This is a genomic window from Paenibacillus odorifer (assembly GCF_000758725.1).
In the GTDB taxonomy this organism is placed as follows: Bacteria; Bacillota; Bacilli; order Paenibacillales; family Paenibacillaceae; genus Paenibacillus_AQ; species Paenibacillus_AQ odorifer.
This window is the reverse complement of record NZ_CP009428.1, coordinates 3,768,687-3,795,328: the sequence shown is the minus strand read 5'-3', so window position 1 is coordinate 3,795,328 and position 26,642 is coordinate 3,768,687. Positions and strand designations below refer to the sequence as shown.

General features: G+C 43.6%; 24 protein-coding genes and 1 pseudogene. 21 read left to right on the top strand and 4 right to left on the bottom strand.

Features of this window, described 5'->3' with window-relative positions; translation table 11 throughout:
* The first annotated feature begins 285 nt into the window (after window positions 1–285).
* From PODO_RS16485 to PODO_RS16435, 11 genes are all read left to right on the top strand, one after another.
* Window positions 286–1,074: a TIGR01457 family HAD-type hydrolase gene (locus PODO_RS16485; RefSeq protein WP_038571566.1), complete on the top strand. Its 789-nt coding sequence runs from the start codon at window positions 286–288 to the stop codon at window positions 1,072–1,074.
* 45 nt (window positions 1,075–1,119) lie between these two features.
* The gene (locus PODO_RS16480; RefSeq protein ID WP_038571564.1) at window positions 1,120–1,935 is read left to right on the top strand and encodes an Fpg/Nei family DNA glycosylase; all 816 of its coding nucleotides are present in this window, start codon (window positions 1,120–1,122) and stop codon (window positions 1,933–1,935) included.
* On the top strand, window positions 1,925–2,782 hold the full coding sequence (locus PODO_RS16475; RefSeq protein ID WP_052097082.1) for a deoxyribonuclease IV: 858 nt from the start codon (window positions 1,925–1,927) through the stop codon (window positions 2,780–2,782). Before PODO_RS16480 ends, PODO_RS16475 begins: the two co-directional genes overlap by 11 nt.
* A 3-nt stretch (window positions 2,783–2,785) precedes the next feature.
* Window positions 2,786–3,130 carry a cyclic-phosphate processing receiver domain-containing protein gene (locus PODO_RS16470; protein WP_038571560.1) on the top strand — a complete coding sequence of 115 codons (345 nt, stop codon included), beginning with the start codon at window positions 2,786–2,788 and terminating at the stop codon, window positions 3,128–3,130.
* Window positions 3,127–3,450, top strand: coding sequence for a thioredoxin family protein (locus PODO_RS16465; RefSeq protein ID WP_038571558.1), 324 nt, complete (start codon window positions 3,127–3,129; stop codon window positions 3,448–3,450). Before PODO_RS16470 ends, PODO_RS16465 begins: the two co-directional genes overlap by 4 nt.
* Window positions 3,447–4,232, top strand: a complete 786-nt coding sequence (locus PODO_RS16460) for an ABC transporter ATP-binding protein (RefSeq protein WP_282579836.1) — start codon at window positions 3,447–3,449, stop codon at window positions 4,230–4,232. Before PODO_RS16465 ends, PODO_RS16460 begins: the two co-directional genes overlap by 4 nt.
* Complete coding sequence (locus PODO_RS16455; protein WP_036687700.1) at window positions 4,229–5,296, top strand: SAM-dependent methyltransferase; 1,068 nt, start codon at window positions 4,229–4,231, stop codon at window positions 5,294–5,296. The genes PODO_RS16460 and PODO_RS16455 overlap by 4 nt, the downstream gene beginning before the upstream one ends.
* 123 nt (window positions 5,297–5,419) lie before the next feature.
* A complete protein-coding gene (locus PODO_RS16450) occupies window positions 5,420–6,913 on the top strand; it encodes a serine/threonine-protein kinase (protein ID WP_036687699.1) in 1,494 nt (497 codons plus the stop codon).
* Between the two features lie 114 nt (window positions 6,914–7,027).
* Window positions 7,028–8,581, top strand: a complete 1,554-nt coding sequence (locus PODO_RS16445; protein WP_036687697.1) for an ABC-F family ATP-binding cassette domain-containing protein — start codon at window positions 7,028–7,030, stop codon at window positions 8,579–8,581.
* A gap of 73 nt (window positions 8,582–8,654) precedes the next feature.
* Complete coding sequence (locus PODO_RS16440; RefSeq protein WP_036687696.1) at window positions 8,655–9,695, top strand: ThiF family adenylyltransferase; 1,041 nt, start codon at window positions 8,655–8,657, stop codon at window positions 9,693–9,695.
* A gap of 116 nt (window positions 9,696–9,811) precedes the next feature.
* Window positions 9,812–10,531: a winged helix-turn-helix domain-containing protein gene (locus PODO_RS16435; RefSeq protein ID WP_051491528.1), complete on the top strand. Its 720-nt coding sequence runs from the start codon at window positions 9,812–9,814 to the stop codon at window positions 10,529–10,531.
* Between the two features lie 45 nt (window positions 10,532–10,576).
* Here PODO_RS16435 and PODO_RS16430 read toward each other — a convergent pair whose 3' ends face one another.
* The gene (locus tag PODO_RS16430) at window positions 10,577–11,077 is read right to left on the bottom strand and encodes a C40 family peptidase (RefSeq protein WP_036687694.1); all 501 of its coding nucleotides are present in this window, start codon (window positions 11,075–11,077) and stop codon (window positions 10,577–10,579) included.
* Between the two features lie 295 nt (window positions 11,078–11,372).
* Window positions 11,373–12,014, bottom strand: coding sequence for a thiamine diphosphokinase (locus PODO_RS16425; RefSeq protein ID WP_036687693.1), 642 nt, complete (start codon window positions 12,012–12,014; stop codon window positions 11,373–11,375).
* Window positions 12,015–12,179: 165 nt separating this feature from the next.
* On the opposite strand from PODO_RS16425, the gene PODO_RS16420 reads away from it, so the two are divergent.
* Entirely contained in the window at window positions 12,180–12,644 is a 465-nt protein-coding gene (locus PODO_RS16420) for a low molecular weight protein-tyrosine-phosphatase (protein ID WP_036687823.1), read from the top strand.
* 138 nt (window positions 12,645–12,782) lie between these two features.
* Here the strand turns inward: PODO_RS16420 and PODO_RS16415 are convergent, their stop codons facing one another.
* The gene (locus PODO_RS16415) at window positions 12,783–13,514 is read right to left on the bottom strand and encodes an alpha/beta hydrolase (protein WP_036687691.1); all 732 of its coding nucleotides are present in this window, start codon (window positions 13,512–13,514) and stop codon (window positions 12,783–12,785) included.
* 265 nt (window positions 13,515–13,779) lie between these two features.
* On the opposite strand from PODO_RS16415, the gene pdhA reads away from it, so the two are divergent.
* The 9 genes from pdhA (at window position 13,780) to PODO_RS16370 (ending at window position 25,660) form a co-directional block, all read left to right on the top strand.
* Window positions 13,780–14,847 (top strand): pyruvate dehydrogenase (acetyl-transferring) E1 component subunit alpha, encoded by a 1,068-nt coding sequence (gene pdhA, locus PODO_RS16410; RefSeq protein ID WP_038571556.1) that lies wholly within the window; start codon window positions 13,780–13,782, stop codon window positions 14,845–14,847.
* Between the two features lie 15 nt (window positions 14,848–14,862).
* Entirely contained in the window at window positions 14,863–15,840 is a 978-nt protein-coding gene (locus PODO_RS16405) for an alpha-ketoacid dehydrogenase subunit beta (protein WP_038571553.1), read from the top strand.
* A 106-nt stretch (window positions 15,841–15,946) separates the two neighbouring features.
* Window positions 15,947–17,593 (top strand): 2-oxo acid dehydrogenase subunit E2, encoded by a 1,647-nt coding sequence (locus PODO_RS16400; RefSeq protein WP_038571549.1) that lies wholly within the window; start codon window positions 15,947–15,949, stop codon window positions 17,591–17,593.
* A gap of 2 nt (window positions 17,594–17,595) precedes the next feature.
* Window positions 17,596–19,008 carry a dihydrolipoyl dehydrogenase gene (lpdA, locus tag PODO_RS16395; protein WP_036687684.1) on the top strand — a complete coding sequence of 471 codons (1,413 nt, stop codon included), beginning with the start codon at window positions 17,596–17,598 and terminating at the stop codon, window positions 19,006–19,008.
* Window positions 19,009–19,159: 151 nt separating this feature from the next.
* The gene (locus tag PODO_RS16390) at window positions 19,160–20,134 is read left to right on the top strand and encodes a S66 family peptidase (RefSeq protein ID WP_038571546.1); all 975 of its coding nucleotides are present in this window, start codon (window positions 19,160–19,162) and stop codon (window positions 20,132–20,134) included.
* A 141-nt stretch (window positions 20,135–20,275) separates the two neighbouring features.
* Window positions 20,276–21,256, top strand: coding sequence for a thymidylate synthase (locus PODO_RS16385; RefSeq protein ID WP_036687680.1), 981 nt, complete (start codon window positions 20,276–20,278; stop codon window positions 21,254–21,256).
* A gap of 84 nt (window positions 21,257–21,340) precedes the next feature.
* Window positions 21,341–21,832, top strand: a complete 492-nt coding sequence (locus tag PODO_RS16380) for a dihydrofolate reductase (protein WP_038571542.1) — start codon at window positions 21,341–21,343, stop codon at window positions 21,830–21,832.
* A 235-nt stretch (window positions 21,833–22,067) separates the two neighbouring features.
* Window positions 22,068–23,555 carry a glutamate synthase subunit beta gene (locus PODO_RS16375; RefSeq protein ID WP_036687677.1) on the top strand — a complete coding sequence of 496 codons (1,488 nt, stop codon included), beginning with the start codon at window positions 22,068–22,070 and terminating at the stop codon, window positions 23,553–23,555.
* Window positions 23,556–23,947: 392 nt separating this feature from the next.
* Complete coding sequence (locus PODO_RS16370; RefSeq protein ID WP_038571539.1) at window positions 23,948–25,660, top strand: proline--tRNA ligase; 1,713 nt, start codon at window positions 23,948–23,950, stop codon at window positions 25,658–25,660.
* A gap of 14 nt (window positions 25,661–25,674) precedes the next feature.
* Here PODO_RS16370 and PODO_RS16365 read toward each other — a convergent pair.
* Window positions 25,675–26,538, bottom strand: a pseudogene (locus PODO_RS16365) (pentapeptide repeat-containing protein).
* Window positions 26,539–26,642: the final 104 nt, after the last annotated feature.

Below are 26,642 nucleotides of genomic sequence, written 5' to 3'. Positions count from 1 at the left end.
ATTATTTTCCGGGAAAGCGCAGGAAATGACAGTGCTATGCTAAAAAATGCTGGATGGGACGCTTGTTCGATTTCATTCGACGAAGTGTGTTAGATTTAAAGTAATCACGGAGTAAAAGACGAACGAATGGCTGGACATATTGCCGAAAATCAGTAGGTGATATCTTCCACCTAAAGGGCTTGAGTATGCCTGTAAATCCAAGCAGGGCAAAGGCTGCGAGTTTGTTAATACTATTATTTATTTATTATATTAATTAAATTTATTATGGAAACTGAGGGGTTAGTGATGGAACAAATTGAAGGATTATTGATTGATCTAGACGGTACATTGTACCATGGGCATAAAATGATTCCCGGTGCTGATCTGCTGATAAAGGCTCTTCGTGAAGCGGATATCCCTTTTTTATTTGTTACCAATAACTCATCGCGCACGGCAGCTAACGTTGCTGCCCACTTAAGTGGAATGGGAATTGAGGCGAAAGCTGAGGAGGTATGTACCTCTTCTATGGCAGCCGCACGTTACATAGCTGAGGAATCACCTGGGGCTACAGTGGCGATACTTGGAGAAGAGGGACTGCGTATGGCTTGCATTGAGGCAGGGCTCCAAATCGTCACAGAATCACCTGATTATGTGGTGCAAGGTATCGATCGTTCTTTTAATTATGCTTCGTTAGCTCAAGCTTCGCGTTGGATTTTGAGCGGGGCAAAGTTTGTGCTCACCAATCCAGATTTAATGTTACCATCAGATGATGGGGTTATGCCGGGTGCGGGTACGATCGGTGCAGCAATTGAGGCTGCCAGTGGTGTGAAGCCAGTAGTGATCGGTAAGCCTGAATCGCATCTGATCAAATATGCGACAGATCTTCTGAAAATTCAACCTGAACATGCTGCTGTTGTTGGGGATAATATGCGTACGGATATCGCTGCCGGTGTTAATGCGGGCTGTCGTACAATCCTTGTTCTTACCGGTTTAACCACTACAGAGAATCTGGAGCACTATAAAAGTATCACAGGGATCACTCCCGATGAAATATGTGCCGATTTAGCTGAACTTAAAATGTTTCTCGGTGTATAATAGCTAGGGTCTTATTACTTCACCAACTTAGAGGGGACGATGAGTATGCCAGAATTGCCGGAAATGGAGAATTATAGACAGCTGCTTAGCCAGCGTATTATAAATGTTCCGATAACTAATGTAATTGTGAACAGAGAAAAAACAATTAACATGGAAACAGAAGCTTTCATTGATGCCTTGATCGGTGCGCGTGTTGTTTTTGTAGAGCGGCGCGCCAAGTACATTTTGTTTCATCTCCATGATGGACGAAGATTACTATTGCATTTAATGCTGGGTGGATTGCTTTTTTATGGTTCAGAAGAAGAGCGGCCGGATCGTAATACGCAAGTAGAAATCGCATTTGGTGATCAGATCCTTTATTTTATGGGCCTGCGGTTAGGGTTCTTACATTTAGTATCCGTGAAGGAAAGCGAAGCAACGATGGGTAAGCTTGGACCTGAGCTGCTGGATCGACGGATGACGCCGGAACGTTTTGCAGGAATATTAAAAGGGCGGCGTGGTGCGTTAAAAAGTCTGTTAGTGAATCAGCATGTAATGGCGGGTATTGGAAATTGTTATGCGGATGAGATTGCTTTTGACGCTGGGCTTCTGCCTTCAGTTTTAGTACAAAATTTATCACCTGAAGCCATTTCCCGTCTGTATCAAAGCATTCAAAAAGTATTAACTGATGCGACAGTGATCGGCGGATACATGGAAATGCCGTTTATGACTGGTGACACGGTTACGGGTTCCTATAATGATCAATGTAAAGTCTATGACCGTGAGGGCGAGCCTTGCCTACGCGATGGGGGAACGATTATCAAAACAGAGCTGTCTGGACGCAAAGTATTTTATTGCCCAGACTGTCAGCATGAAGCCTAAACCCAAAATAGGGGCTCATGTCAGCATTCGTGGTGGATATGGGAGAGCTGCCCGATTTGCTTGGGAGAGCGGTGCAACAAGTTTTCAATATTTTCCGAAAAATCCGCGCAGTCTGAAGTTAAAGACGGTTGATATTCGAGATACAAGGGATTGTGCACTCTTTTGCCAAGAAAAAGGGATCACCTCTATCGCCCACACCCCTTATGCAATCAATATGGCTGCGAATAGGGATGACGCTACCCCTCGAAAGGTGTATGTAGACTCCCTTCTTAACGATCTGGAAATTGCTGAAGCCTGTGGTTCCTTAGGCATTGTTGTTCATTTTGGACATTTTGCTGGAATGGAGCCGTTACAAGGCTATCAAAATATTATACAATGTATGAATGAGACGCTGGAGTCCTGGGAAGGTAACGCCAAGCTGCTAATTGAGAATCAAGCGGGCAACCATGGTACCGAAGGGATTACACTTGAAGAATTGGTGAAGGTTCGTGAGCTTAGCCAGTTTCCCGAGAAGATTGGATTTTGTCTGGATACCTGTCATGCTTTTGCAGCAGGAATTTGGAATCCTGAACATACGGAAGACTTGCTTGAACGAGGAAACCAGCTTGGATTTTGGCCGCATCTTGTAGCTGTTCATCTTAATGATTCTATGTTTCCCTTTGGTTCAAGACGGGACCGGCATGCTGGAATAGGAAAAGGTTTTATCGGCGAAAAGGGTCTTGAAAGCTTAATAACTTCTGATCCATTACGTAAAACATCTGTTGTTTTGGAAACTGAAAAGGGTCCAGATGGCAGTCATCGGAATGAAATAGCTACTGTTCGCAGTTGGTTTGAAGCGGGGGGCTAGAAAGTGATTCATATCTATATGGACGATCTCCGTAAAGGTCCGCTTGGATTTGCTTTAGCCCGGACAACAGAAGAATGTCTTCTGATGCTGCGTGAGTGTGAGGTCGGTATTTTATCGTTAGATTATGATATGGGACCGGATGATTATTCAGGTGGGGAAGTGGCTAGACGGATTGTTCTGGAAGGACTGTACCCCTGTGAAATCTATCTACACACCTCCAGCGTTTTAGGGAGAAAAGAAATGTATGAAATCTTATACGCGGCTAAACCTGAGGGGATGCGCTTGTTTAATGGTCCCCTGAGTTCTGATAAGCTTCAAGATATCGCTGGGGAGATGGGACTAAAATGAAGGAAATGAACGAAGCGGATTTACTGGAGATACTCACGAGACCGGGAGAACCGCTGGTAGTGTTTTTGCATACTCCGCTGTGTGGTACCTGTAAGGCAACAGAACGCATGTTGGAAGTGGCGGCACATCTGTTGCCTGCTGAACTCCAAATGGTTGCTGGAAATGTGAACATGTTGCCTAATCTGGTACAACAATACCGTATTACCAGTGTTCCTGCTCTACTAGTGGCTTCTGCTGACCGGATAGAGGATCCGCATATTTATTATTCAATGGTTTCAGTTGAGCGGATTCTGGAATACATAAGGAGTGTTATATCATGATCATTTCATTACAACATTTATCTCTGCGCAGAGAAGAAAGCCTAATCTTGGACGATGTGTCCTTAGAAGTTAAGGAAGGCGAAAACTGGGTCATTTTGGGACGGAATGGTTCTGGCAAAACAACAATTTTGGAGATTATGACAGGTTATTTATTCCCTAGCAAAGGAACTGTTGAGGTATTGGGGAATAAATATGGTCAATGTGATTTACGCGAGGTTCGTAAAGAAATTGGTTATATTGGTCCTTCCTTAATGGAGAAGATGTCTTTAAATGATCCGGTGTGGGAGGTTGTCGCTACAGGAGCTTACGCTTATTTGCGTTTCTACGAGAGCATTCCACACGAAGTGAAGGAGAAGGCAATCCGCTTGCTAGAGGATATGAATCTGGGCAATATGGCACTTCATCCTTTTGGAACCTTGTCACAGGGAGAGCGAAAAAAAGCAATGCTGGCAAGATGTCTTATGGCTGACCCCAAACTACTGATTATGGACGAGCCTTGTGCAGGTCTTGATCTGTACGAAAGAGAAAAAATGCTGGCTGAAGTAGATAAGCTAAGACAACGTAATGTCTCCGTTGTTTATGTAACTCATCATGTGGAAGAAATTGTCCCGCTTTTTACACATGTTGCTTTAATTCGCGACGGTAAGCTAGCTGGTTCCGGACCGAAAGAAGAAGTATTAACCAAAGAAATGATCTTGGCCACCTATGATATTCCTGTTGATGTAGAATGGGATAGCGGTCGTCCCTGGATTAAAATTAGACCTGGAGGCAAAACGATTTGAACGAATTAAGACATGATAACGAAGAGCAGACCACTGCTCCGGAAGAAATAGTGTACTCCCGATATATTTGTACAGCTAATCACGGCTTTGCGCCATATGCTCAGGAAGAGCTTCGGCGCTTGTTCGGCGCAGTGAAGAGTACGCTGCTGTTGCCGGGAGAAATCTTTCTCGCCACCTTGCAGTCTGAACCCGAGGAAGTATCACGATTGCTCACACAGAATCTGCCCATTTTCCTTCGTCATATACAGCCTGTGCAGTTTCAGGATGAAGGAACCATGGAAGCACTACAGCGTTTGGCTGTGTATTTAAGCCGCCGCAGTGAGCTAGAGGGGGAGAAAGTATCCCTAAATGTTCGTAAAGGGGATCCTTCCTTCTGGCAGGAAAGTCCGGGCGAACTTCGTGAATGGCTGCAGGAGCAATTACAAAGCTTGGGTGCAGAATTTACAGTACAAGATCCGGCATGGGTCATTTCTGTCTACGCAGACGGGAATGCCTTATATGCAGGAGTTTCCAGACCAGAAGAGAATCTATCCGGCTGGAATGGCGGTGCAATCCGCTTCCGCAAAGAAGACGGACAAATCTCACGTGCTAAGTTCAAGCTGATGGAAGCGGAGAAGGAGTTCGCTATTCCTTTTTACAGCTTCCGTAATGCGCTTGATATTGGCGCCTCTCCAGGGGGCTGGACTTCTTTCTTGCTGGAGCGTGGAATGAAGGTAACAGCGGTTGACCCTGCTTTGATGCATGAATCGCTGCGTAATTACCCGGGTCTGAAGATCCTGCGCAAAAATGCCGGAGAAGTGAAATTCCGCGATAATGAATTTGATCTGCTTGTATGTGATATGAGCTGGAGTCCTAAGCTGATGGCAAAGCTTGTAACCGGGCTGCTGCACAGCCTGTCACCAGGCGGAACAGCGATTGTGACCGTAAAGCTGATGCATAAGAAACCTCTAGCGATGATCAAAGAGATCATTGCAATGTTTGAGGGCGAACGTATGCAGATTCAGCGGGCTAAGCAGCTGTTTCATAATCGTGACGAGATCACGCTTTATATGATTAAATACTAGGTAAGATCCTAATTTAAAAATCTTAAGGGAAAGCATCCCGTTATTAACGTTATCGTAATCTGCGGTAACAACGTTAATGGCGGAAGCTTTCTCTTTTTTTTATGTGAAAAAGGGGGAAGTTCAGTGAATTTTGCATCGAAGCTTGGGGTAGGGCAGATAATGGACGCCAGATACAGAATTATTGACCAGATTGGAACAGGTGGAATGAGTATTGTTTATCTTGCGGAGGATCTGCGTTTAAAGGGGAAACGTTGGGCTGTAAAAGAAAGTGTTAGCTCAGCAACGCTGCATTCGGACATTGAAGCGGAAGCGGAGATGCTAATGGGGCTGGATCACCCGCGGCTTCCACGTATTGTTGATTACTATCTTTCGGATAAAGAAGGGTATTCTTATTTAGTCATGGATTATATTGAAGGGATAACTTTAAGTCAGCTGATGAGGGATAATCCCGGACCTTTGCCTTGTGAATTCATCCTACAAATTGCTAAACAGCTTTTAGAAGTCCTGCAATATTTGCATGGTCATCATCCGCCCATTGTTTATCGTGATTTAAAGCCCTCCAATCTTATGTTAACTAAGCAAAAAGAATTAATGTTAATCGACTTCGGAATCGCTCGAAATTTTAGAAAAGGCATCGCTGAAGATACGGTGAAGCTTGGTACGGTAGGATTCGCGGCTCCTGAGCAGTATGGGAATGGGCAGAGTCAACCGGTTTCTGACTTATATGGTCTTGGTGCGTTGCTTTTATATATGGCTACCGGAGGATTATGCAGCCACTGGGAGTCAGGAATGGAAAATAAGTTGCGTGACCAAGTTCCCGCAGCTTTTATTCCGATAATTAGACGTTTATTACGGCCACATCCGGAGGAAAGATATCAGGAGGCAACAGCTGTTATTCAAGCACTGGTTCATGTGGAGGCTGATATGGATGAAGGTAATCATTCAGCAGTGTCTGTACCCCTAGCAGTTGACAAACGGAAAGCTAAAGTGATTGCCTTACTTGGAGTAGGGCCAGGACTTGGAACAACACATACTTCATTTGCGATTAGCAGTTATCTGGCACAGATTGGTTCAACAGCTTGGGTTGATCTATCACCGGATTCATCGGTTTATGATCGCATGCACAATTTGCTTGATGTGCAGAGCGCTTCAGTTCCTGCTGAGAGCTCTGAGTCTGTATTTTCCTGGATGAAGGTTCATTACTGGAAGCGACCTCACCATGGGGATGTAGCAGAGCTTATGAGAGGGGCTTATCAATTTGTGGTATTAGATCTGGGCACGGGTGGATTTGATGGAGCGCTGGAAGAAATCAAACATAGCGATATTCCCATTCTAATTGCTTCTGGCGCAGATTGGCGACTGGAGGAAACTTTATTATGGATTAGGAGGAAGGGGCTGCAGCCTGAACGGGATTGGAGAGTGGGTTTACCACTTGCTGAACAGCAATCTGTTGAACTGTTGCGAAATTCTTTAGGTATAGATAGGGTTTATAATTTACCGTGTCAGCAAGATCCATTTTTACAAAAAGGGAAGTTGGCAGATGTAATTGCTGAGCTGTTAGGGGACATTAAGGGCGAACGAAACGATGGAAAACGCCGTGGTTTTTTCTTAAGATAGGCTATTGGGACTAACATTTAATTCAGTGTTCCGCTAAAGTGTGATAAAATATATATTTATACGTGATTTGATTTACGCATTATTTAAGTATAGACAGGAGCTTGCGGAGAATTTATGAGTTTACTTACTGTAGAAGACGTTTCCCACAATTTTGGGGATCGGACGTTGTTCAAGAACGTGTCTTTCCGGTTGTTACCAGGAGAACATGTTGGAATTGTTGGAGCAAATGGCGTTGGTAAATCGACGCTAATGAATATTTTGACAGGAAAGCTTTTGAAGGATAATGGTAAAGTAGAATGGACCCCTCGGGTGCGTTACGGTTATTTGGACCAACATACGATTCTTACACCAGGAAAAACGATTCGCGATGTTCTAAAGGACGCTTTTCTGCCACTGCTTGAGTTAGAGCAGGAAATGCTGAAGATCACAGAGCAGATGGGTGATGCTTCGCCTGAGGAACTAGAAGTACTATTGGAGCAGATGGGGGACATTCAGGAACAACTGGACATCGGAGATTTCTATCTGATTGATGTAAAAGTGGAGGAAATGGCAAATGGTTTAGGCCTGTCCGTGATTGGGCTTGATCGTGATGTAGCTTCTCTTAGCGGTGGTCAAAGAACCAAAGTACTGCTGGCAAAGCTTTTGCTTGAGAAACCCAATGTACTATTGCTTGATGAGCCTACCAACTATTTGGATGTTGAGCATATCGATTGGCTGACCAACTATTTGAAACAGTACCCATATGCATTTATATTGATTTCCCATGACACTGAGTTCATGAATAAAGTCGTTAATGTCGTTTATCACTTGGAGTTTGGTAAATTGACCCGTTACACGGCGAACTATGAGAAATTCCTTGATATGGCGGAGATGAACAAAAACCAGCATATCGATGCCTATGAGAAACAACAAGATTTTATCAAAAAACAAGAGGACTTCATCCAACGGAATAAAGCGCGTGCTTCAACCTCAGGCCGGGCAAAAAGCCGTGAGAAGCAGCTTGATCGTATGGACCGAATTGATCGTCCTGAAGAAGCTGCTAAGCCGACCTTTAAGTTTAAAGAGAGCCGGGCAAGCGGCAAAACCGTATTCGAAGGAATTGATTTCGAGATTGGTTATGATCGTCCGCTGCTGCCACAGCTAAATATGGTCATTGAACGTGGGGAGAAGATTGCTATTGTTGGCTGCAATGGTGTAGGTAAATCTACACTGCTGAAGACTATTCTGGGAGTGATCCCAACATACAGCGGCAAAACCTATCTTGGGGATTATCTGAACCCTGCATATTTCCAACAAGAAGTGAAAGCAGCTAGTCTTACGCCTATTGAGGATGTCTGGAATGAATTCTCCAGTTTAACTCAGAACGAAGTTCGTGGGCATCTGGCTCGCTGTGGTCTAAAAAATGAACATATTACACGTCCGCTTAGTATGCTGAGCGGTGGGGAGCAAGCGAAGGTGCGTCTTTGTAAGCTTTTGATGCGTGAAAGCAACTGGGTACTATTCGATGAACCTACCAATCACCTTGACGTTATTGCTAAAGCAGAGCTGAAGCGCGCTTTGCAAGAATATAAAGGCACAGTCCTGCTTGTATCCCATGAACCTGATTTCTATGAAGATTGGGTTACGAAAATTTGGGATGTTGAGCAGTGGTCAGCTGTACAAGTATAGAATAATCATAAATCCGGAGAATAGCAGACATCCTGCTGTTCTCCGCTTTTTGGATATGGGGAGGAGATAATGTATGTTTCATTACGCCGGGCGAGAAGATCGATACTCACGACAGATACGTTTCGCGCCATTTGGTACTGAAGGACAGCAAGGGCTCGCAAAATCAAAAGTGCTTGTGGTTGGTGCGGGTGCGTTAGGTACAGGGATTGCAGAGACATTGGTCCGTTGTGGTGTTGGGCATGTCCTTATCGTTGATCGCGATTATGTAGAGTGGAGTAACCTGCAGCGGCAACAGCTGTATACCGAGATGGATGCACAGGAGCGAGCTCCGAAAGCCATAGCAGCCCAGAACAGACTGCAGCAGATTAATTCTGAGGTTGTCATAGAAGCGCATGTTATGGATGTGCGGAAGGAAGAACTGGAAGGACTCATCTCAGGGGTGGATCTGATTATGGATGGGACCGATAATTTCGATACACGTCTCATCATTAATGATATTGCCCAAAAGAATAATATCCCTTGGATTTATGGAGCTTGTGTAGGAAGCTATGGAATTACATATACGATTTTGCCTGGAGAAACGCCATGTCTTCATTGTCTTTTAGGTACAGTCCCACTAGGGGGAGATACCTGTGATACAGCGGGTATTCTTCCACAGGCCGTGCAATTGGTTACTGCAAATGCTACAGCTGAGGCGTTAAAGCTTCTCGGTCACCGTAAGGACCAATTAAGAAATAAACTGCTCACTTTCGATGTATGGCGTAATGAACATCAAGAAATTGGAGTGAAAAGTGCCAAAAAGGAGAATTGCCCTTCTTGTGGGACTCATCCGATCTACCCTTATCTAACAGCCTTGAATACGGAACGAAGTGATGTGCTTTGTGGTAGGGATACCGTACAAATCCGCCCTGCCCGGCCGCAGAGCCTTAACCTGCAGGAAACAGCCAGCCGCTTGTCTCGTTTAGGAGACGGTGAGGTAGAGAGCAATCCTTATCTAATTTCCTTTAAAGAAGGTCCTTACCGGATGGTGATCTTCGCAGATGGCCGGGCATTGATTCATGGGACGAAGGATATTGCCGCCGCCCGTAGCTTTTATCATCGATATTTCGGTTAAAAAGCAAGATAAACTGATCTTCAGACCATTTCCTAGGAATGGTCTCTTTGCTTTCCGGGGATTCTATATCTATTAATGGGATGCTGATGCATGCCTGATGGATACGGGGGATCTTTGTGAGTGAGCAACTGATATGGTATATGTCTGAGGGAAACGAAAGAGGAGAAGAAGAGCGAATCGCTATAGAAAAAGTGTTTAATGATATCGGTCTGCAAATAACAAAAAGCGAAGATCCCGAAGATCTTCGCTTATCCATTTCTGAAGTAGAACCGGTATTGCTGGTTGCTGATTTAGGCGAGGTGGGAACATGGGAAGGATGGAAAATCATTTCCGCAGTAAGAGATGAGGGAATGATTCTTCCGGTCATGGTGATTTCCGAAGAGTTATCGGGTAACGGAGCGGTTGCGGCCTTTTTAGCCGGGGGGAATGATTTTATGTCAAAACCACTACATACCGGTGAATTCAAATGTAGAATTCTAAATTTATTAACCCTCACGGGTCGGCGTCGAAATTTAAAACATCTGTTAAAGGTGGATGGTTTAATGCTCGATCCCAGCCGCAGGCTGGTCACCCGTGAAGGGATCGAGCTTAAGATGACGCATAAAGAATTCGATCTTCTATATTATCTCGCTGCGAATCGAGGGATTATATGTTCCCGCGAGGAAATACTCAAACAAGTATGGGGATATCAATTCCATGCAGATACCAATGTTGTAGATGTATACATCAGGCATATCCGCTTAAAGATTGATAAAGGGTACCGGAACAAGTTAATTCACACTGTTCGCGGAACAGGATATGTAATGAGGGTGCCCGAAGGCAGCACCACATCCTGAGACTTATTCTCTTTTATAGAAAAGACTCTACTATAGAGCTGTTGTTTACAGTACGCGGCGAGCCTTTAGATAAGTCTTTTTCCATGTACCAGAATTAAGATCAGAAACCGTAACACCTGGTTTACCGTAAGTGTGCAGAATTTTACCGTTTCCGGCGTAAACAGCTACGTGAGTTACATTTTTACCAGTTGCTCTGCTGCCGCTAGAGAAGAATACAAGATCGCCCACACGAAGGTTTGCTTTGGAAACAGAAGTTCCTACTTTTGATTGAGCTGCAGCTGTACGGGGTAATGATACATTATACTTTTTAAAGATATGTTTCATAAATGAAGAGCAATCAAAAACCTTAGTAGTAGAAGTAGATGCTCCGAATTTGTATGGAGTTCCCATATAGTTTTTCCCGAAATTGACAACGCTTTGTCCTTTGGACACCGTAGCGGCTTCGACTTTAGTTGCGCCTACGCCTGTTGCCATCATTGTTCCTAAGCCCATCGTAGTAACCATTCCTATGACAATCGCTTTTTTTATCCATTGTTGTTTATTCATGTTGTAAGTACCTCCAAAGTTAGTATATCAATCTGTCTTGCTGTGTCTTGTCTTGCTTGCCTGATTCGTAGTATAGCAGGTTATCTATGTCATAAAATTTGGTAGAGCAGCAATAAAGTGAGGCTGGGCCTGGGTTGTAAACGTTTTATTAAAAATTCATTAAAAGTTACAAAAAATTAATAACTTGATATTTTGGACAATAAAATAAGCCGTAAACCCCTTGATATATAAGGGATTTATCGGCTTTTTGATTTTAAAACAAAAGTTACAAGGATGTTTCTATATCACTATGTATTTAGTCTTTGCTCTGGATAATCAGCAATAATCCACTACGTATTCTAACTGTTCCAGTGGAGGAAATCAGTTTGTTGCTTACACCTAGAGATTGGCCTAGCTTTAAAGTGGCGTCATTCAAAGGATATTGAAATCCTTCTAATGTAATCCCTGTTACTTCAGGAGTTAATGGAAGCAAAGATACATAGGTGTAGCCCAAATCTTCAATGACTGTTTGGGATCCGGTAAGTGTCACATAGTTATTAGAATCCATGACGTAGCAATTGATTTGACGTTGCAGAGCCCTTGTCATCATTTGAATGCTGGCTAAGGAGTGGTCAATTCGAGTGCCTGTAACTCCTAATAGTAAAATAGAATCAGGTTGCTGATTCATCGCAATATCGAGCGCCATCTCACTGTCGGTTAAATCCTTGTTTACGGCATCACAAGTGATGGTTTTTTTACTTTTGGATTGAATATCCTGAAAAGCTTCAGGCGATACAGAATCAAAATCACCTACTGCAATATCTGGTATATATCCATGTGAGATTAGGAATAATGCACCCCGGTCCGCACCGATAATAAAATCTTCTTCATCTAATAGAGCGAAATAATCCGGAGATAGTTCTCCACCGGCAAAAATAACGACACGTTTGGATGGCATAACATCCATTCCTCCTCTAAAACTCTAGTTGGTTATCCTGTCCCAGTATAATGCAGATTGAAAAGTTGCACAATTGACCAAGACAACGCTAAAATGATAGTGTGCGATTTTTTATGTGCATAAATTCATATTTACTTATGTTTTAACAATTGGGAGGTGAATGAAATCGTAAACGTGCTATTTGTATGTCTGGGTAATATTTGTCGCTCACCAATGGCGGAGGCAGTTCTGCGCCATAAGATTGATGAACAAGAGCTTTCACATAAGATTCTGGTTGACAGTGCGGGAACTGGAGATTGGCATATTGGTAAGGAACCGCATGAAGGGACTAGACGTATACTTGATCAAAACATGATTAGTTATGCAAATATGGCAGCGCGTTTGGTCAGTAGCGAGGATTTTCAGAAGTTTGATTATATCGTTTGTATGGACAAGTCTAATGGAGAGAATGTTCGAAAGGTTCCTGGTGGGGAAGAGGCTAAGCTTTTGTTCTTCATGGATTTATTGCCTGAGGAAGAATTGAGAGAAGTGCCAGACCCTTATTTTACAGGGAATTTTGAGCAGGTATATGATTTAATCAATGCAGGCTGTGACGTTTTGCTTGAAATGGTGATAAGAGAAAAGCTGTAACCCGGTTGGGTTCCAGCCCTCTCTGATTAGTATTAAAGTAAATTAAGGAAATTCGCTGGATTAAACTGTAAGCGCAAACACGGCTGAAATCTACATACGTTCTTTAGATGTTCATTTTTTGCTTCTATCAATAAGGCATTATGTGTTTAAAAAATAGAGTAGAGATTCAGGGAGTTCCTTTTGCCAAAAGCCCCAGAGATGACGACCGTCTTTCTCACGGTAGGATACGGTAGCTCCACGTGCTTCAAGCAACGCTTTTGTTTCTCTGTTCATCTGAACAAAATCATAGGTCCCTGTATCAGTCTGGTAATCTGTTTCCTGCAGTCCAACGACCATATTAATGTTAAGCCAGGCGAGATCTTCTTCTTTTGCCAGCATGGCTTGTGATTCGGGATAGAATGCACCGGATAGGCTGATGATACGTGTGAAGATAGCTGGATAAGCAAGTGCGAGATGGAGGGAGACGCTGCCTCCAAGGGAATCGCCGGCTAAGATTCGTTCTTCGGGTGTACGGCGTACGGGATAATTTTTTTCAATGAAGGGAATAATCTCTTCGGAAAAGCAAGATAGGTACTGCTTGAATCGGCTGCCGAACGGAGCGTATTCTTGAGTCCGAACAGCGACGTTAACTTCTACACCGACGATAATGAAGGGCTCGACATCTTCTTCTATAATAAGTTGTCCAGCAAGTGTAGCAATGCGTCCAAAGTTGAAAAATTCTTCTCCGTCTTGGCAGTACACCACGGGGTAACTGAGAACTTCATTGTAGCCTGGGGGCAGATAGATACGTAATTTACGTTCCTCCTGCAGATGTTCACTCCAAAGCGTTTCTTTTACAATTGTGCGTTTCAGAAAAACAGAATCGCTCATCGTTGTCACGTCACCTTTTTTGTCGAATTTTGCAATACACACAGGGTTACGCTAAAATTATTAAATGTGTAACTGTGTTATTAATCATTTACTTGTTGGAAAAGTGTTAAACTGTTATATTAAATTATCTCACCTGTTATACATACAAAATTTAAAGAAATATAAATTTTATAAGTATTTCTTTGACGAAAGTAACTAAACAGGTGTATAATAATATTATAACAGAGGCAGCTGATATTCAAATTTTTTTATTGAGGTGAAGATAATGAGTAAAGTTCCTTATGAAGTGTATACAGAGGACGTCGAGGCTCTATCGGTACTTTCCCCGGATGGAGAAATTATCAATAAGGATAAGATGCCAGATTTAACTGACGATCAACTGAAAGAAATTATGTATCGTATGGTATTTACCCGTACTTGGGATGATCGTGCAGTAAACCTTGGCCGTCAAGGTCGTCTTGGTTTCTACGCACCGGTATCCGGTCAAGAAGCTACCATGATTGGTAGTGAGTTCGCTTTGGAGAAAGAAGACTTCTTATGCCCAGGCTACCGTGATATTCCGCAGCTAGTATGGCACGGACTTCCATTGTACCAAGCTTTCTTATATTCCCGTGGTCACCAACATGGTGGAGCTATTCCTGATGGTGTTAATGTATTGATGCCACAAATTATCATTGGTGCGCAAATCCTGCACGCTACTGGTATTGCTATGGGCTTCAAATTGAAAAAACAAAAGAATGTTGCAATTACTTACACTGGTGATGGCGGTTCTTCAGAAGGTGACTTCTACGAAGGCTTGAACTTTGCTGGTCGTTTTAAACTGCCTGTAATCTTCTTTGTTCAAAACAATGGTTACGCGATTACGACTCCGTTCGCTAAACAAACGGCTTCCAAATCGATCGCTCACAAAGCGGTTGCAGCTGGTATTCCAGGGATTAAGGTTGACGGTATGGACATCTTTGCAGTAATCAGTGCTGTACGCGATGCTGCTGAACGTGCACGCAACGGCGAAGGTGCTACATTGATCGAAGCTGTAACTTACCGTTTCCGTCCACACTCCCTTTCTGACGATGCAAGTAAATATCGTTCGAAAGAAGAAGAAGGACAATGGAGTGAAAAGGATCCAATCGCCCGTCTTGCCAAGTATTTGGAGAAGAAAGGTCTTTGGACTGAAGAAGATACACTGCGCGTGAAAGATGAAGCGAAAGCTACTGTTAACGAGCAGATCAAAAAAGCTGAACAAACCGAAAAAATGACAATACCTGGCTTGATCGACAGCATGTTCGAAGTAACACCTAAACATCTGGAAGAGCAAAAAGCCGATTTTGAATAAGGGGGATATCAGGCAATGGCACAAATGAATATGAAAGAAGCGATCCGCGACGCGATGCGCGTTGAACTGAATCGTGACCCTAACGTTCTTATCTTCGGAGAGGATGTTGGTAATGTAGGTGGCGTTTTCCGTGTAACAGAAGGTCTGCAAAAGGAATTTGGCGAAGATCGTATTTTTGATACACCACTAGCTGAGTCCGCTATCGGCGGTCTGGCATTTGGTCTTGGTGTACAAGGCTTCCGCCCAATTGCAGAAATTCAATTCGTAGGTTTTATCTTTGAAGCTCTGGATCAGATCGTTGTTCAAGCGGCACGTCTGCGCTGGCGTTCTGGCGGTAAATATAATGCTCCAGTAGTATTCCGTACTCCTTTTGGTGGCGGAGTTAAGGCTGCTGAGCTTCATACTGACTCACTCGAAGGTTTGATTGCACAAAGCCCAGGGATTAAAGTTGTAATTCCTTCAAACCCATATGATGCTAAGGGACTTTTAATCGCGTCTATCCGCGACAATGACCCTGTATTCTTCATGGAGCACTTGAACCTTTATCATGCATTCCGTGCTGAAGTGCCAGAAGGTGAATATACAGTTGAACTTGGTAAAGCGAACGTAGTACGTGAAGGTTCTGACGTTTCGATCATTACTTACGGGCTGATGGTACATACAGCTACCAAAGCAGCCGAGCAACTCGAAAAAGAAGGCGTTAATGTTGAAATTATCGACCTTCGTACTGTAAGTCCGATCGACATCGACACTATTGTAGCGTCTGTGAAGAAGACTAACCGTGCTATCGTGGTGCAAGAAGCACAAAAGAGTGCGGGTGTAGCTGCTGAAGTTATCGCACAGATCAATGAAAAAGCTCTACTGCACTTAGAAGCTCCTGTGCTTCGTATCGCAGGTCCTGACACTGTATATCCATTTGCACAAATTGAAGATACATGGCTTCCAAACCCTGCGCGTATTATTGCAGGCGTGAAGAAAGTTTTGGAATTCTAAATATTTTTACGAGAAACAGTTGTCATCCATATGGATGACAACGTTGTTTCATCTTATAAAGTTTAAATCATAAGGTTAGTCCCAATTTCACGAGGAGGTTTTCAAAGTGGCAAAGTTTGAATACCGATTTCCTGAACTAGGTGAAGGTCTGCATGAAGGTGAAATCATCAAAATGCATATCAAAGCCGGTGACAAGGTAACGGATGATGATATCGTAATGGAAGTTCAAAATGACAAGGCGGTAGTTGAGGTGCCTTGCCCAGTAAACGGTACTGTATTGGAAGTTCTGACTAAAGACGGTCAAGTATGCCGTGTCGGTGAAGTGGTGGCTATTATCGAAGCAGAAGGTGACGTGCCTGATCAAGAGGGTGCTGCTACTGAAGCTCCTGCTGCTCAAGCGCCAGCTGCACCAGCTGCTCCAGCATCTAACAAAGCATCGAATTTTGAATATCGCTTCCCTGAGCTGGGTGAAGGTCTGCATGAAGGTGAAATCATCAAAATGCATATCAAAGCCGGTGACAAGGTAACTGATGATGACATCATCATGGAAGTTCAAAATGACAAGGCGGTAGTTGAGGTTCCATGTCCAGTGAATGGTACTGTATTGGAAGTTCTGACTAAAGATGGCCAAGTTTGCCGCGTAGGCGAAGTTGTTGCTATTATCGCTGCTGAAGGCGACGTTCCTGAACAAGAAGGTCATGCATCTGCTGAAGCTGATGCAGCAAAAGGAAGTGCAAACACTACTTCTTCCCCTGCAGCAACAAGCCCTGCTGATGCTAAAGAAGGCGGATCTGCAGGTGTAACACCAGCTCCTGACCGCGATGTATTGGCTACACCAAGCGTTCGCAAATTTGCTCGTGAGCAAAAAGTGGATATTTCCAAAGTGAACGGAACTGGAAAAGGTGGCAAAATCACTCGTGAAGACGTAGAAGCCTTCTTGAAAGGTGGTTCTACACCTGCGGCTCCTGCAGCAGCAGCGGCGTCTGAAGCTCCTAAGGCTGCTAAGACCGAAGCTAAAGCAGCACCTGCAGCAGCTAGCGGTAACGTTAGTCTTGAAGAAGAACGTGTACCATTCAAGGGTATTCGTAAGGCGATCTCCAACGCAATGGTTAAATCGGCTTACACTGCTCCGCACGTAACCATCATGGATGAAGTAGATGTTACTGAACTGGTAGCATTCCGTACGCGTATGAAACCTATTGCTGAGAAAAAAGGCGTTAAGGTTACTTACCTTCCATTCATCGTTAAGGCTCTTGTTGCAGCTTCCCGTCAATTCCCAGCACTTAATGCTATGATTGATGAAGAAGCAGGCGAAATTGTCTACAAGAAATACTACAATATCGGTATCGCTACTGATACACCAAACGGTTTGATCGTTCCAGTTATCAAAGACGCTGACCGTAAGAGCATTTGGATGATCGCTAGCAGCATCACTGACTTGGCTGTTCGTGGCCGTGACGGTAAATTGTCTGCTAACGAAATGAAGGGCAGCACGATCTCCATCAGTAACATCGGTTCTGCTGGCGGTATGTTCTTTACTCCAATCATCAACTTCCCTGAAGTGGCTATCCTCGGAACTGGCCGTATCAGTGAAAAAGCAGTTGTGAAAAATGGTGAAATCGTAGTTGCTCCAGTAATGGCGTTGTCACTCAGCTTTGACCACCGTATTATCGATGGTGCGACTGCTCAAAACTTTATGAACTACATTAAATCGCTGCTCAATAATCCTGAGCTGCTGGTTATGGAGGTATAATTATGGTAGTAGGAGACGCTTCACTAGATATTGATACATTGGTCATTGGTGCAGGTCCTGGTGGGTATGTGGCGGCAATTCGTGCCGCCCAGCTCGGCCAAAAAGTCCTCATCGTGGATAAATCGGAACTCGGCGGTGTATGTTTGAACCGTGGATGTATTCCTTCTAAAGCCTTGATCGCTGCTGCACATCAATTTGAATCTGCACAGCATGGTGAAGTTTTCGGCGTTACAGCTGAGAATGTTAAAGTGGATTTTGCCAAAACTCAAGAATTCAAGAACAGCGTAGTTAAAAAAATGACTAGCGGTGTGACTAGCTTGATGAAGGGCAACAAAATTGAAGTATTTAACGGCGAGTGCATGTTTATCAGCGACACAGAAGCACGTGTGTTCAATGATCATGAATCTCCACGTTACCGCTTCAAACACTGCATCATTGCTACAGGTTCCCGTCCAATTGAACTTAAACCTTTCCCATTCGGCGGACGTATTCTGTCTTCGACTGAAGCTCTGGAACTTCCAGAAATTCCGAAGAGCATGATCGTAATCGGTGGTGGATACATCGGTGCCGAGCTTGGTCAAATGTACTCTAAATTTGGCACTAAAGTAACAATCATCGAAGGTTTGGATACTGTACTTCCAGGCTTCGATAAAGATATGACTCGTCTTGTTGCGAAAAACATGGCTAAAACTGGCATCGAAATCGTAACTAACGCTAAAGCTGAAAGTGCTGTTCAGAACGACAAAGAAGTAACCGTGAAATACTCTGTTGGTGGCGAGTCCAAAGAAGTTACAGCAGATTACTTGCTTGTTACTGTAGGTCGTCGTCCTAACACTGACGGTGAACTTGGTCTGGACCTGATCGGTCTTGAGCTCGACGAGCGCGGATTGATCAAAGTTGATCACCAAGGACGCACAAGCATTCCTACCATCTTCGCTATCGGCGATGTTGTTCCAGGTCTTGCTTTGGCTCACAAAGCTTCTTACGAAGGTAAAATCGCTGCAGAAGCAATCGCAGGACTTACATCTGTTGTTGACTACAAAGTCATCCCAGCTGTTGTATTTACAGATCCTGAGTGCTCAAGCGTTGGTTTGACTGAGAAAGAAGCAAAAGACAAAGGCTACAAAGTGAAAAGCGGCAAATTCCCATTCGCAGGAAATGGTCGCGCAGTATCTTTGAACAGCCCAGAGGGCTTCATCAAAATTGTTGCTAACTCCGAGAACAATTTGGTACTGGGAGCTCAAATCGTTGGTATCGAAGCATCCAACTTGATCGCTGAACTTGGTTTAGCAATCGAAATGGGCGCAACGCTTGAAGATATCGCCTTGACTATTCACGCGCATCCAACCCTTGGCGAAATCGTCATGGAAGCTGCTGAATTGGTTGAAGGTCACCCAATTCATGTAATGAAATAATTTTTCTCCAAAATTGCTCTAGCAGGCAACAGAAAGGCGGACGCAAATGCGTTCCGCCTTTTTTTGTGTTTTCCACTTTTTTGAAAAGAGATATACTGGAAGGAAGAGTAATTACCTAATCTGTAATTCATGAATATAGGGAGGTTCAATGATGAGAGCTGATAAATTAAAGCTTGGAGATGAGCTGCGTATTATCTCTCCTTCCAGAAGTTTGTCATTAATCGATGCTCAGCAAAGAAAAATTGCCAAAGAGCAGCTTGAACGGTTAGGTTTTCGGATATCCATTTCAACAAATTCTTTTGAGACGGATGATTTTGTTTCCTCTTCTATTGATTCGAGAATTGAGGATTTGCACGAAGCCTTTTTAGACCCCAAAGTGAAAGGAATATTAACGTCCATTGGAGGCTTCAATAGTAACCAGCTGCTGCGTTATATAGATTATTCAATCATTGCGGAGAATCCAAAGCGTTTATGTGGTTATTCGGATATTACTGCACTAAGTAATGCGATTTATGCTCAAACAGGATTAGTTACATACTCCGGGCCGCATTTTTCCACATTTGCGATGCTCCACGATAATGAATATACCATCGAATATTTCCGCAGGCTGATGATGGACAATAAAGAAATTCTCGTGCAGCCTTCCAAGCATTGGAGTGATGATGAGTGGTATCTGAATCAGGAAAACCGGATATTTATTAAAAATGAAGGTCCGTTCATTATCAATGATGGGGAAGCGAAAGGAACGATTATTGGTGGCAATTTATGCACTTTAAATCTTTTGCAGGGAACAGAGTATATGCCTAGTTTAAAGAATTCTATTTTGTTCATCGAGGATGATTATGAGTCAGCACCTGCAACCTTTGATCGAGATCTGCAATCCCTAATTCATCAGCCTGAGTTTGAAGGGGTCAAAGGGTTGGTGATCGGCAGATTCCAAAAAGAATCGCGTATGTCAAAGAAGCTGCTAACTACAATTATCCGCTCAAAAGAAGAATTATCTGATATTCCTGTGATCGCAGACGTGGACTTTGGACATACATCGCCGATGATTACCTTTCCTGTGGGTGGACAAGCAAACGTTCGTGCTTATGGGGCCAGAGTGGAGCTTAGGATAGCGGAGTAAAGATACACTTGCTGAACCAATCCTTTATAATTGAATATGTAACCCGATTATTAAATATATTTAAAAATTATCTTACCTTCTACAAAATTCGGATTTTTCAGATATAATATATGAGGTGTAATATTACGGAGGTGCAGTACATTGACGAATGAGTTAGAACAAACCTATTTGAATTTTTTACGATATATTTTAGATCATGGTGTAAAAAAAGAAGATCGTACAGGAACTGGTACAATTAGTGTTTTTGGTTATCAAATGCGATTTGATTTATCAAAAGGGTTCCCGCTGTTTACAACAAAACGTACACCGTTTCGCTTAATTGCAAGTGAGTTATTGTGGTTTATTAAAGGCGATACCAACATTCGTTATTTATTGAAAAATAATAATCATATTTGGGATGAATGGGCTTTTAAAAGATGGGTTGAATCAGACGAATATGTTGGCCCGGATATGACAGACTTCGGGAATCGTTGTTTAGTTGATGAAGATTTTAATCAAGTGTATCAAGCAGAGATGAAATCATTCTGTGATCGTGTCTTAGAAGATGATGAGTTTGCTGCGAAATATGGTGAGCTAGGGAATGTTTACGGTAAGCAATGGCGGAATTGGACATCTTCTACTGGTGAATCAATTGACCAATTACAAGACGTTATTCATCAGATCAAAACAAATCCTGATTCTCGGCGTTTAATCGTGAGCGCATGGAACCCGGAAGATGTTATAAATGCCGGAACAAAAGGAAGTAAAGCTGCGTTACCGCCCTGCCACGTTATGTTCCAGTTCTATGTTGCAAATGGTAAACTAAGCTGCCACTTGCTGCAACGCAGTGCTGACTCCTTTCTCGGGGCAAACTTCAATATTCCATCTTACTCATTACTTACGCATTTAATTGCATATGAATGTGGTCTAGAAGTAGGTGAGTTTGTATACAGCATTAGTGATGCGCATATCTATTCAAACCATGTTGAGCAAGTGAAAGAGCAATTATCAAGAGAATTAAGAGCATTGCCTACCCTGGTTATTAATTCACAGAAGAAATCAATTTTTGATATTGAACTGGAAGATCTGGTCATTGAGGGGTACAATCCGCATCCTTCGATAAAAGCGCCGATCGCAGTATAGCGTAATTGTTATAAATTAAGATTCGCAAATATAATTTCTGGCAGCGTAGTTTTTTAATTTAGTATGAAGGAAGGAGGGAACTTCATGAGTATTAGCTTAATATGGGCAATGGGTGCCAATCATGTCATAGGAAAAGATAACGATATGCCTTGGCATTTACCGCTGGATTTTGCTTATTTCAAAGCAGAAACATTGGGCAAAAGAATGCTAATGGGCCGCAAAACATGGGATTCGCTCGGAGGCAAGCCCTTGAAGGGCAGAACGAGCCTAATTCTAACTAGGGATACTGATTATTCAGCTGAAGGTGCAGTGGTTCTACACACGCTTGAAGAGGCTCTCAGCGAGGGTAGAAAAGAAGATGCGCTGATGGTGATCGGTGGTGCAGAAATTTATCGCTTGATGCTGCCGTATGCTGACAAGCTAATGTTGACGCAGATCGATCAGGATTTTGAAGGAGATACCCGGTTTCCTGAGATTGACTGGAGGATGTGGAAAGAGGTCTCCAATATCAAGGGAATTCGTGATGAGAAGAATCCGTATGATTACCGTTTCCTTGTTTATGAACGTACGGAATAGCAATAAAACGTTTTCTCTGACATAACATGTGAAATAGTACAAATAATCAGTAGATTTATCCATTACTGTGCAAAAGTGATGAATGTTACTATAATTAAAATTAGAAATGATTATGTATAGGTATAGAATAGAATGTGCAGGTACTTCATTGCGTTGCTGACAACCATACGAAGCCGCAATATGCTACAATGTACTATACTTCAACACGAAGAGAACGGATGGGGGAAACGTAAACATGTCTACACCTACAGGTTTTATGGAGTATAAACGGCAGCTCCCAGGTGATCGGGATCCTGAGCAGCGGGTAAAGGACTGGGAAGAATTCCACCATCATTTATCCGAGGACGAGCTTCGGACACAGGGCGCACGCTGTATGGATTGCGGAACCCCCTATTGCCATACAGGTATTGATATGGCTGGCGGGACCTCAGGTTGTCCAGTACACAATTTAATTCCGGAGTGGAATAACTTGGTGTATCGTGGACTCTGGAAAGAAGCACTGGAACGTCTGCATAAGACAAACAACTTTCCTGAATTCACAGGCAGTATTTGTCCCGCCCCATGTGAAGGCTCTTGCACAGTGGGTCTGATCGGACAGCCGGTAACCATCAAAACAATTGAACTTGCGATCGTTGATAAGGGTTTTGAAGAGGGCTGGGTTGTACCTAATCCTCCTGAGAAACGGACTGGCAAAAAAATTGCAATTGTAGGCTCTGGACCTGCTGGACTTGCCGCGGCAGCACAGCTTAACAAGGCTGGACACACTGTAACTGTATTTGAGCGCAGTGACCGCATTGGCGGACTGCTGACATATGGAATACCTACTATGAAGCTTGATAAAAAAGTTGTACAACGTCGTGTGGATTTGCTGGCTGCTGAAGGAATTAACTTCGTGGTGAACACTGAGATCGGTAAAGACATTCCGGCTCAGCAGCTTGTTGATGAATATGATGCGGTTGTTCTGTGTGGTGGAGCTACTAAAGCACGCCGTTTCAACATTGAAGGCAGTGAGCTTAAGGGCGTTATGTATGCCATGGATTATTTAAATGGAACGATCAAGAGTTACTTGAATTCCAATCTGGAGGATGGTAACTATGTATCCGCTGAAGGTAAAGATGTAATCGTCTTGGGTGGAGGGGATACAGGTTCTGACTGTGTTGCCACAGCACTTCGTCATGGCTGCGGCAGTATCACTCAATTTGGTACACATGAAAAAGCGCCTCTGCAACGGGATCCGATTGCTAATCCTTGGCCGCAATTTCCGAATGTGTACAGCTTGGATTATGCGCAAGAAGAAGCGAAAGCTATTTTTGGTGATGATCCGCGTGAATTCTCAATCATGACCACTAAATTTGTTGGGGATGAAGAGGGGAACTTGAAGGAGCTTCATACCGTGCAGATCCGCCGGATCGTGGATGAGACAGGTCGTAAAATCTATCAGCCCGTTCCTGGAACAGAAGCTGTATATCCTGCTCAACTCGCTCTTATCGCTATTGGTTTCGATGGACCAGAGCAAGATATTGTTGAGGAGCTTAAACTGGAGACCGATCGTCGTACCAATGTGAAAGCACGTTACGGCAAGTTCAACACGAACGTGGATAAGGTGTTTGCTGCTGGCGATATGCGTCGTGGTCAAAGTTTGGTGGTCTGGGCCATCAACGAAGGTCGCGAAGCTGCACGTGAAGTGGATAAATATCTGATGGGCTCAAGCGTTCTTGTCTAGGCTTTAATTTAAGAAGCCGTTTCAAAAGCAGTTTACCTGCTGGAGAAGCGGCTTTTTTTTGGAGCCGACGCTTGACGGAAATATTATTTTCATATAGATTTAATACAATATTTAAATGACAAAAGCATTGACCAAGGACTTACGATCCTAGAAGCGTTAGAACAGAGAGGGAACTCACCGGCTGAAAGGTTCCTCAAATACGTGTGGATGGTATCCTGCCTGGGTAGCTGCAGCGTACAACCGCTGCCGGAATCGGCCGTTATTCGATCGAGGATCGCCATGTAGACTATAATGGGCTGGCGGTTAAATAAGGGTGGTATCACGACACATTCGTCCCTGACGAATGTGTCTTTTTGCGTTTAGAGCGTTCATTTTTTAGGGAGGGTACAAATATGCGTCAAAGTAATCTTTTATTAACAACTCTGCGTGAGGCACCTTCAGAGGCGGAGACAAGCAGTCATCAGCTACTGCTGCGTGCGGGATATATTCGCCAATTAGCAGCGGGTGTGTACACTTATTTACCGCTTGGAAGACGTGTTTTACGGAAAATAGAAGCGATTGTGCGGAATGAGATGGATTTCTCTGGGGCTCAGGAGGTATTGATGCCATCTATGCAGCCTGCGGAGCTCTGGAAAGAATCAGGCCGATATGAGGTATACGGTAAGGAGTTGATGACGCTGCGGGATCGTCATGAGCGGGAATTCATATTAGGTCCTACACATGAGGAAGTAGTAACCACGCTCGTACGGAATGAGATCAGCTCTTATCGTAAGCTTCCTATTACCGTATATCAGATTCAGACCAAGTTCCGTGATGAACGCCGACCACGTTTTGGACTGCTGAGAGGCAGAGAGTTTTTGATGAAGGATGCTTACTCTTTTGATACAAACATGGAAGGTCTCGATAAATCTTATATCCAAATGTTCGAGGCTTATCACCGGATATTTGAGCGATGTGGATTGAAATTCCGTGCTGTCCATGCGGATTCCGGTGCGATTGGAGGCGAGGGCGGCAGTCATGAATTTATGGCGCTGGCTGAGATTGGGGAGGATACGATTGCTGCATGCTCCGTTTGTGATTATGCGGCCAATCTGGAACAGGCAGAGTCCGTGCGGCCTGCAAAAAATGAAGTTGTCATGCAAGTACCGGAGATAGAGAAGTTCCTCACTCCTGATTTGCGCACAATTGAGCAACTAGAGCAGGAGCTAGATATCCGGCCAGAGCAGATTATTAAAACATTAATCTATGAAGGTGACGGACAGATTTTTGCTGTTCTGGTCCGGGGAGATCATGAAGTCAATGAAATTAAGGTAAGTAAATATTTAGGAATGAATGAGATTAAGCTTGCTGACTACGAGGCTGTGAAATCCTTAGCCGGTGTAGAGAGTGGATTTGTAGGACCTGTGGGTTTAACCCTGACTGTCCTAGTGGATGCAGCAGTAGCAGATATGACCCAAGGGATTACAGGGGCGGGAGAAAAAGATTATCACTTCCGTAACGTAGTACCAGGTAGAGATTTTGCGCTTGAGCATGTGGGGGATCTACGGAATGTAGCAGAAGGTGAAGTTTGTCCGCATTGTTTGGAGGGTATTCTGCATTTTCATCAAGGGATTGAAGTGGGTCATGTCTTCAAATTAGGTACTAAATACAGTGAAAAGCTAGGCGCTTCTTACTTAGATTCTTCAGGCAAAAGTCAACCTATGATTATGGGCTGTTACGGAATTGGTATCTCACGGCTTTTATCCGCTATTGCTGAACAGCATCATGATGAGGATGGATTAATGTGGCCAGCAGCATTGGCACCTTATCAGGTTCATATCTTGATAATGGCCGTCAAGGATAGTGAGCAGCGGACGGTTGCAGAAGGTCTCTATGATCAACTAACCAAGCTTGGCATTGAGACGCTGATCGATGATAGGGATGAACGCGCTGGCGTGAAATTTAAAGATTCAAGCTTGATCGGGATACCTTTATCAATAGTTGTGGGCAAGGAAGCATCTCAGGGAAGAGTAGAGTATCTGGAACGAAACACAGCGGAGAAAGAAGTCTTAGAAATTATGGAAGCTGTGTCTCGGATCAAAAAATTCTATTCACCGCTGATATAAATGATCTTTTTAATCTAATGAGAGTGCCAATGATCAGGGCACAAGAGTGCTGCTGGTAATTTCGTGAGAGTATTGCCTTTTGCCGCATTGATCTGTGCCTGGGTGAGAAAGAGAGCTTCTGCTAAATTAGCACCTCTGAGGTTAGTATCGCGAAAGTCTGCCCCAATAAGGTCTGCACCTCTGAGATCAGCATCCCTAAGGTCTGCGGCTATTAAATAGGCTCCTCTCAAGTTGGCGCCTCTAAGATCGGCTCCTTTGAGCTTTGCTCCCATAAGGTCGGCACCTCGACTGAAATTCTTCGTGGATTTTTTTAGTTTACGACGAGCGTCAGTTCTTACAATTTCACTGACCTGCAACAGTAACATATTGATTTTTGCTCGATGAGCGGAAACATCCACCTTTATAAGAGCTTCAGGATTGAGCAAGGTGAGCTGTTCTGTTTCATCGAGAGCTGTTTGCAGCTAAGTATGGATTGTACGGGTTATTTCTAGGTTCAAAGATTCATGTAAATACCAAAGCAGCTCGTGCAAATGCCACATAATCGGAAATACCTCGAACATCTGCTTCGCAGTTTTCGGCTTTTTCCTCCAGTCTTCTCCAGCATAAGTGACTTGAGAAATCTTTTGCCCAGCTCCAAAACAGTCATAGACCGTACAACCACGGTAGCCTAATTCTCTTAGCTCTGTATGTACACCACAGCGAAAGTCCGACTGTAGATTGTGACACGGCTGTCCAGCGTCTTTGTCTCTAGCGAAATCTACGGAAGCAGCAAAAGGTAATGCGGCACAACATAAGCCGAAGCACTGCTCACAATCCGCCTTCAGGGCAGAGAGGCTTCGATCAGAAAAAGGTTCTGTAAATCTGTGATTCTCATACAAGGTTTGTTTCCCTCCGATACATGAATACGCTTATACCAACTTATTTTAAATCAAACGAAAGACTATGAAAAGTCCGGTCGATTAAAAAAAACCGAGGTTAATGT

Excerpts from the sequence above, each read along its gene's own strand:
- PODO_RS16445 (WP_036687697.1), top strand. The coding sequence starts at position 7,028 with ATGAGTTTACTTACTGTAGAAGACGTTTCCCACAATTTTGGGGATCGG.
- PODO_RS16440 (WP_036687696.1), top strand. The coding sequence starts at position 8,655 with ATGTTTCATTACGCCGGGCGAGAAGATCGATACTCACGACAGATACGT.
- lpdA (WP_036687684.1), top strand. The coding sequence starts at position 17,596 with ATGGTAGTAGGAGACGCTTCACTAGATATTGATACATTGGTCATTGGT.
- PODO_RS16485 (WP_038571566.1), top strand. The coding sequence starts at position 286 with ATGGAACAAATTGAAGGATTATTGATTGATCTAGACGGTACATTGTAC.
- PODO_RS16480 (WP_038571564.1), top strand. The coding sequence starts at position 1,120 with ATGCCAGAATTGCCGGAAATGGAGAATTATAGACAGCTGCTTAGCCAG.
- PODO_RS16430 (WP_036687694.1), bottom strand. The coding sequence starts at position 11,077 with ATGAATAAACAACAATGGATAAAAAAAGCGATTGTCATAGGAATGGTT.
- PODO_RS16465 (WP_038571558.1), top strand. The coding sequence starts at position 3,127 with ATGAAGGAAATGAACGAAGCGGATTTACTGGAGATACTCACGAGACCG.
- PODO_RS16380 (WP_038571542.1), top strand. The coding sequence starts at position 21,341 with ATGAGTATTAGCTTAATATGGGCAATGGGTGCCAATCATGTCATAGGA.
- PODO_RS16475 (WP_052097082.1), top strand. The coding sequence starts at position 1,925 with ATGAAGCCTAAACCCAAAATAGGGGCTCATGTCAGCATTCGTGGTGGA.
- PODO_RS16405 (WP_038571553.1), top strand. The coding sequence starts at position 14,863 with ATGGCACAAATGAATATGAAAGAAGCGATCCGCGACGCGATGCGCGTT.
- PODO_RS16390 (WP_038571546.1), top strand. The coding sequence starts at position 19,160 with ATGAGAGCTGATAAATTAAAGCTTGGAGATGAGCTGCGTATTATCTCT.
- PODO_RS16415 (WP_036687691.1), bottom strand. The coding sequence starts at position 13,514 with ATGAGCGATTCTGTTTTTCTGAAACGCACAATTGTAAAAGAAACGCTT.
- PODO_RS16460 (WP_282579836.1), top strand. The coding sequence starts at position 3,447 with ATGATCATTTCATTACAACATTTATCTCTGCGCAGAGAAGAAAGCCTA.
- PODO_RS16425 (WP_036687693.1), bottom strand. The coding sequence starts at position 12,014 with ATGCCATCCAAACGTGTCGTTATTTTTGCCGGTGGAGAACTATCTCCG.
- PODO_RS16375 (WP_036687677.1), top strand. The coding sequence starts at position 22,068 with ATGTCTACACCTACAGGTTTTATGGAGTATAAACGGCAGCTCCCAGGT.
- pdhA (WP_038571556.1), top strand. The coding sequence starts at position 13,780 with ATGAGTAAAGTTCCTTATGAAGTGTATACAGAGGACGTCGAGGCTCTA.
- PODO_RS16370 (WP_038571539.1), top strand. The coding sequence starts at position 23,948 with ATGCGTCAAAGTAATCTTTTATTAACAACTCTGCGTGAGGCACCTTCA.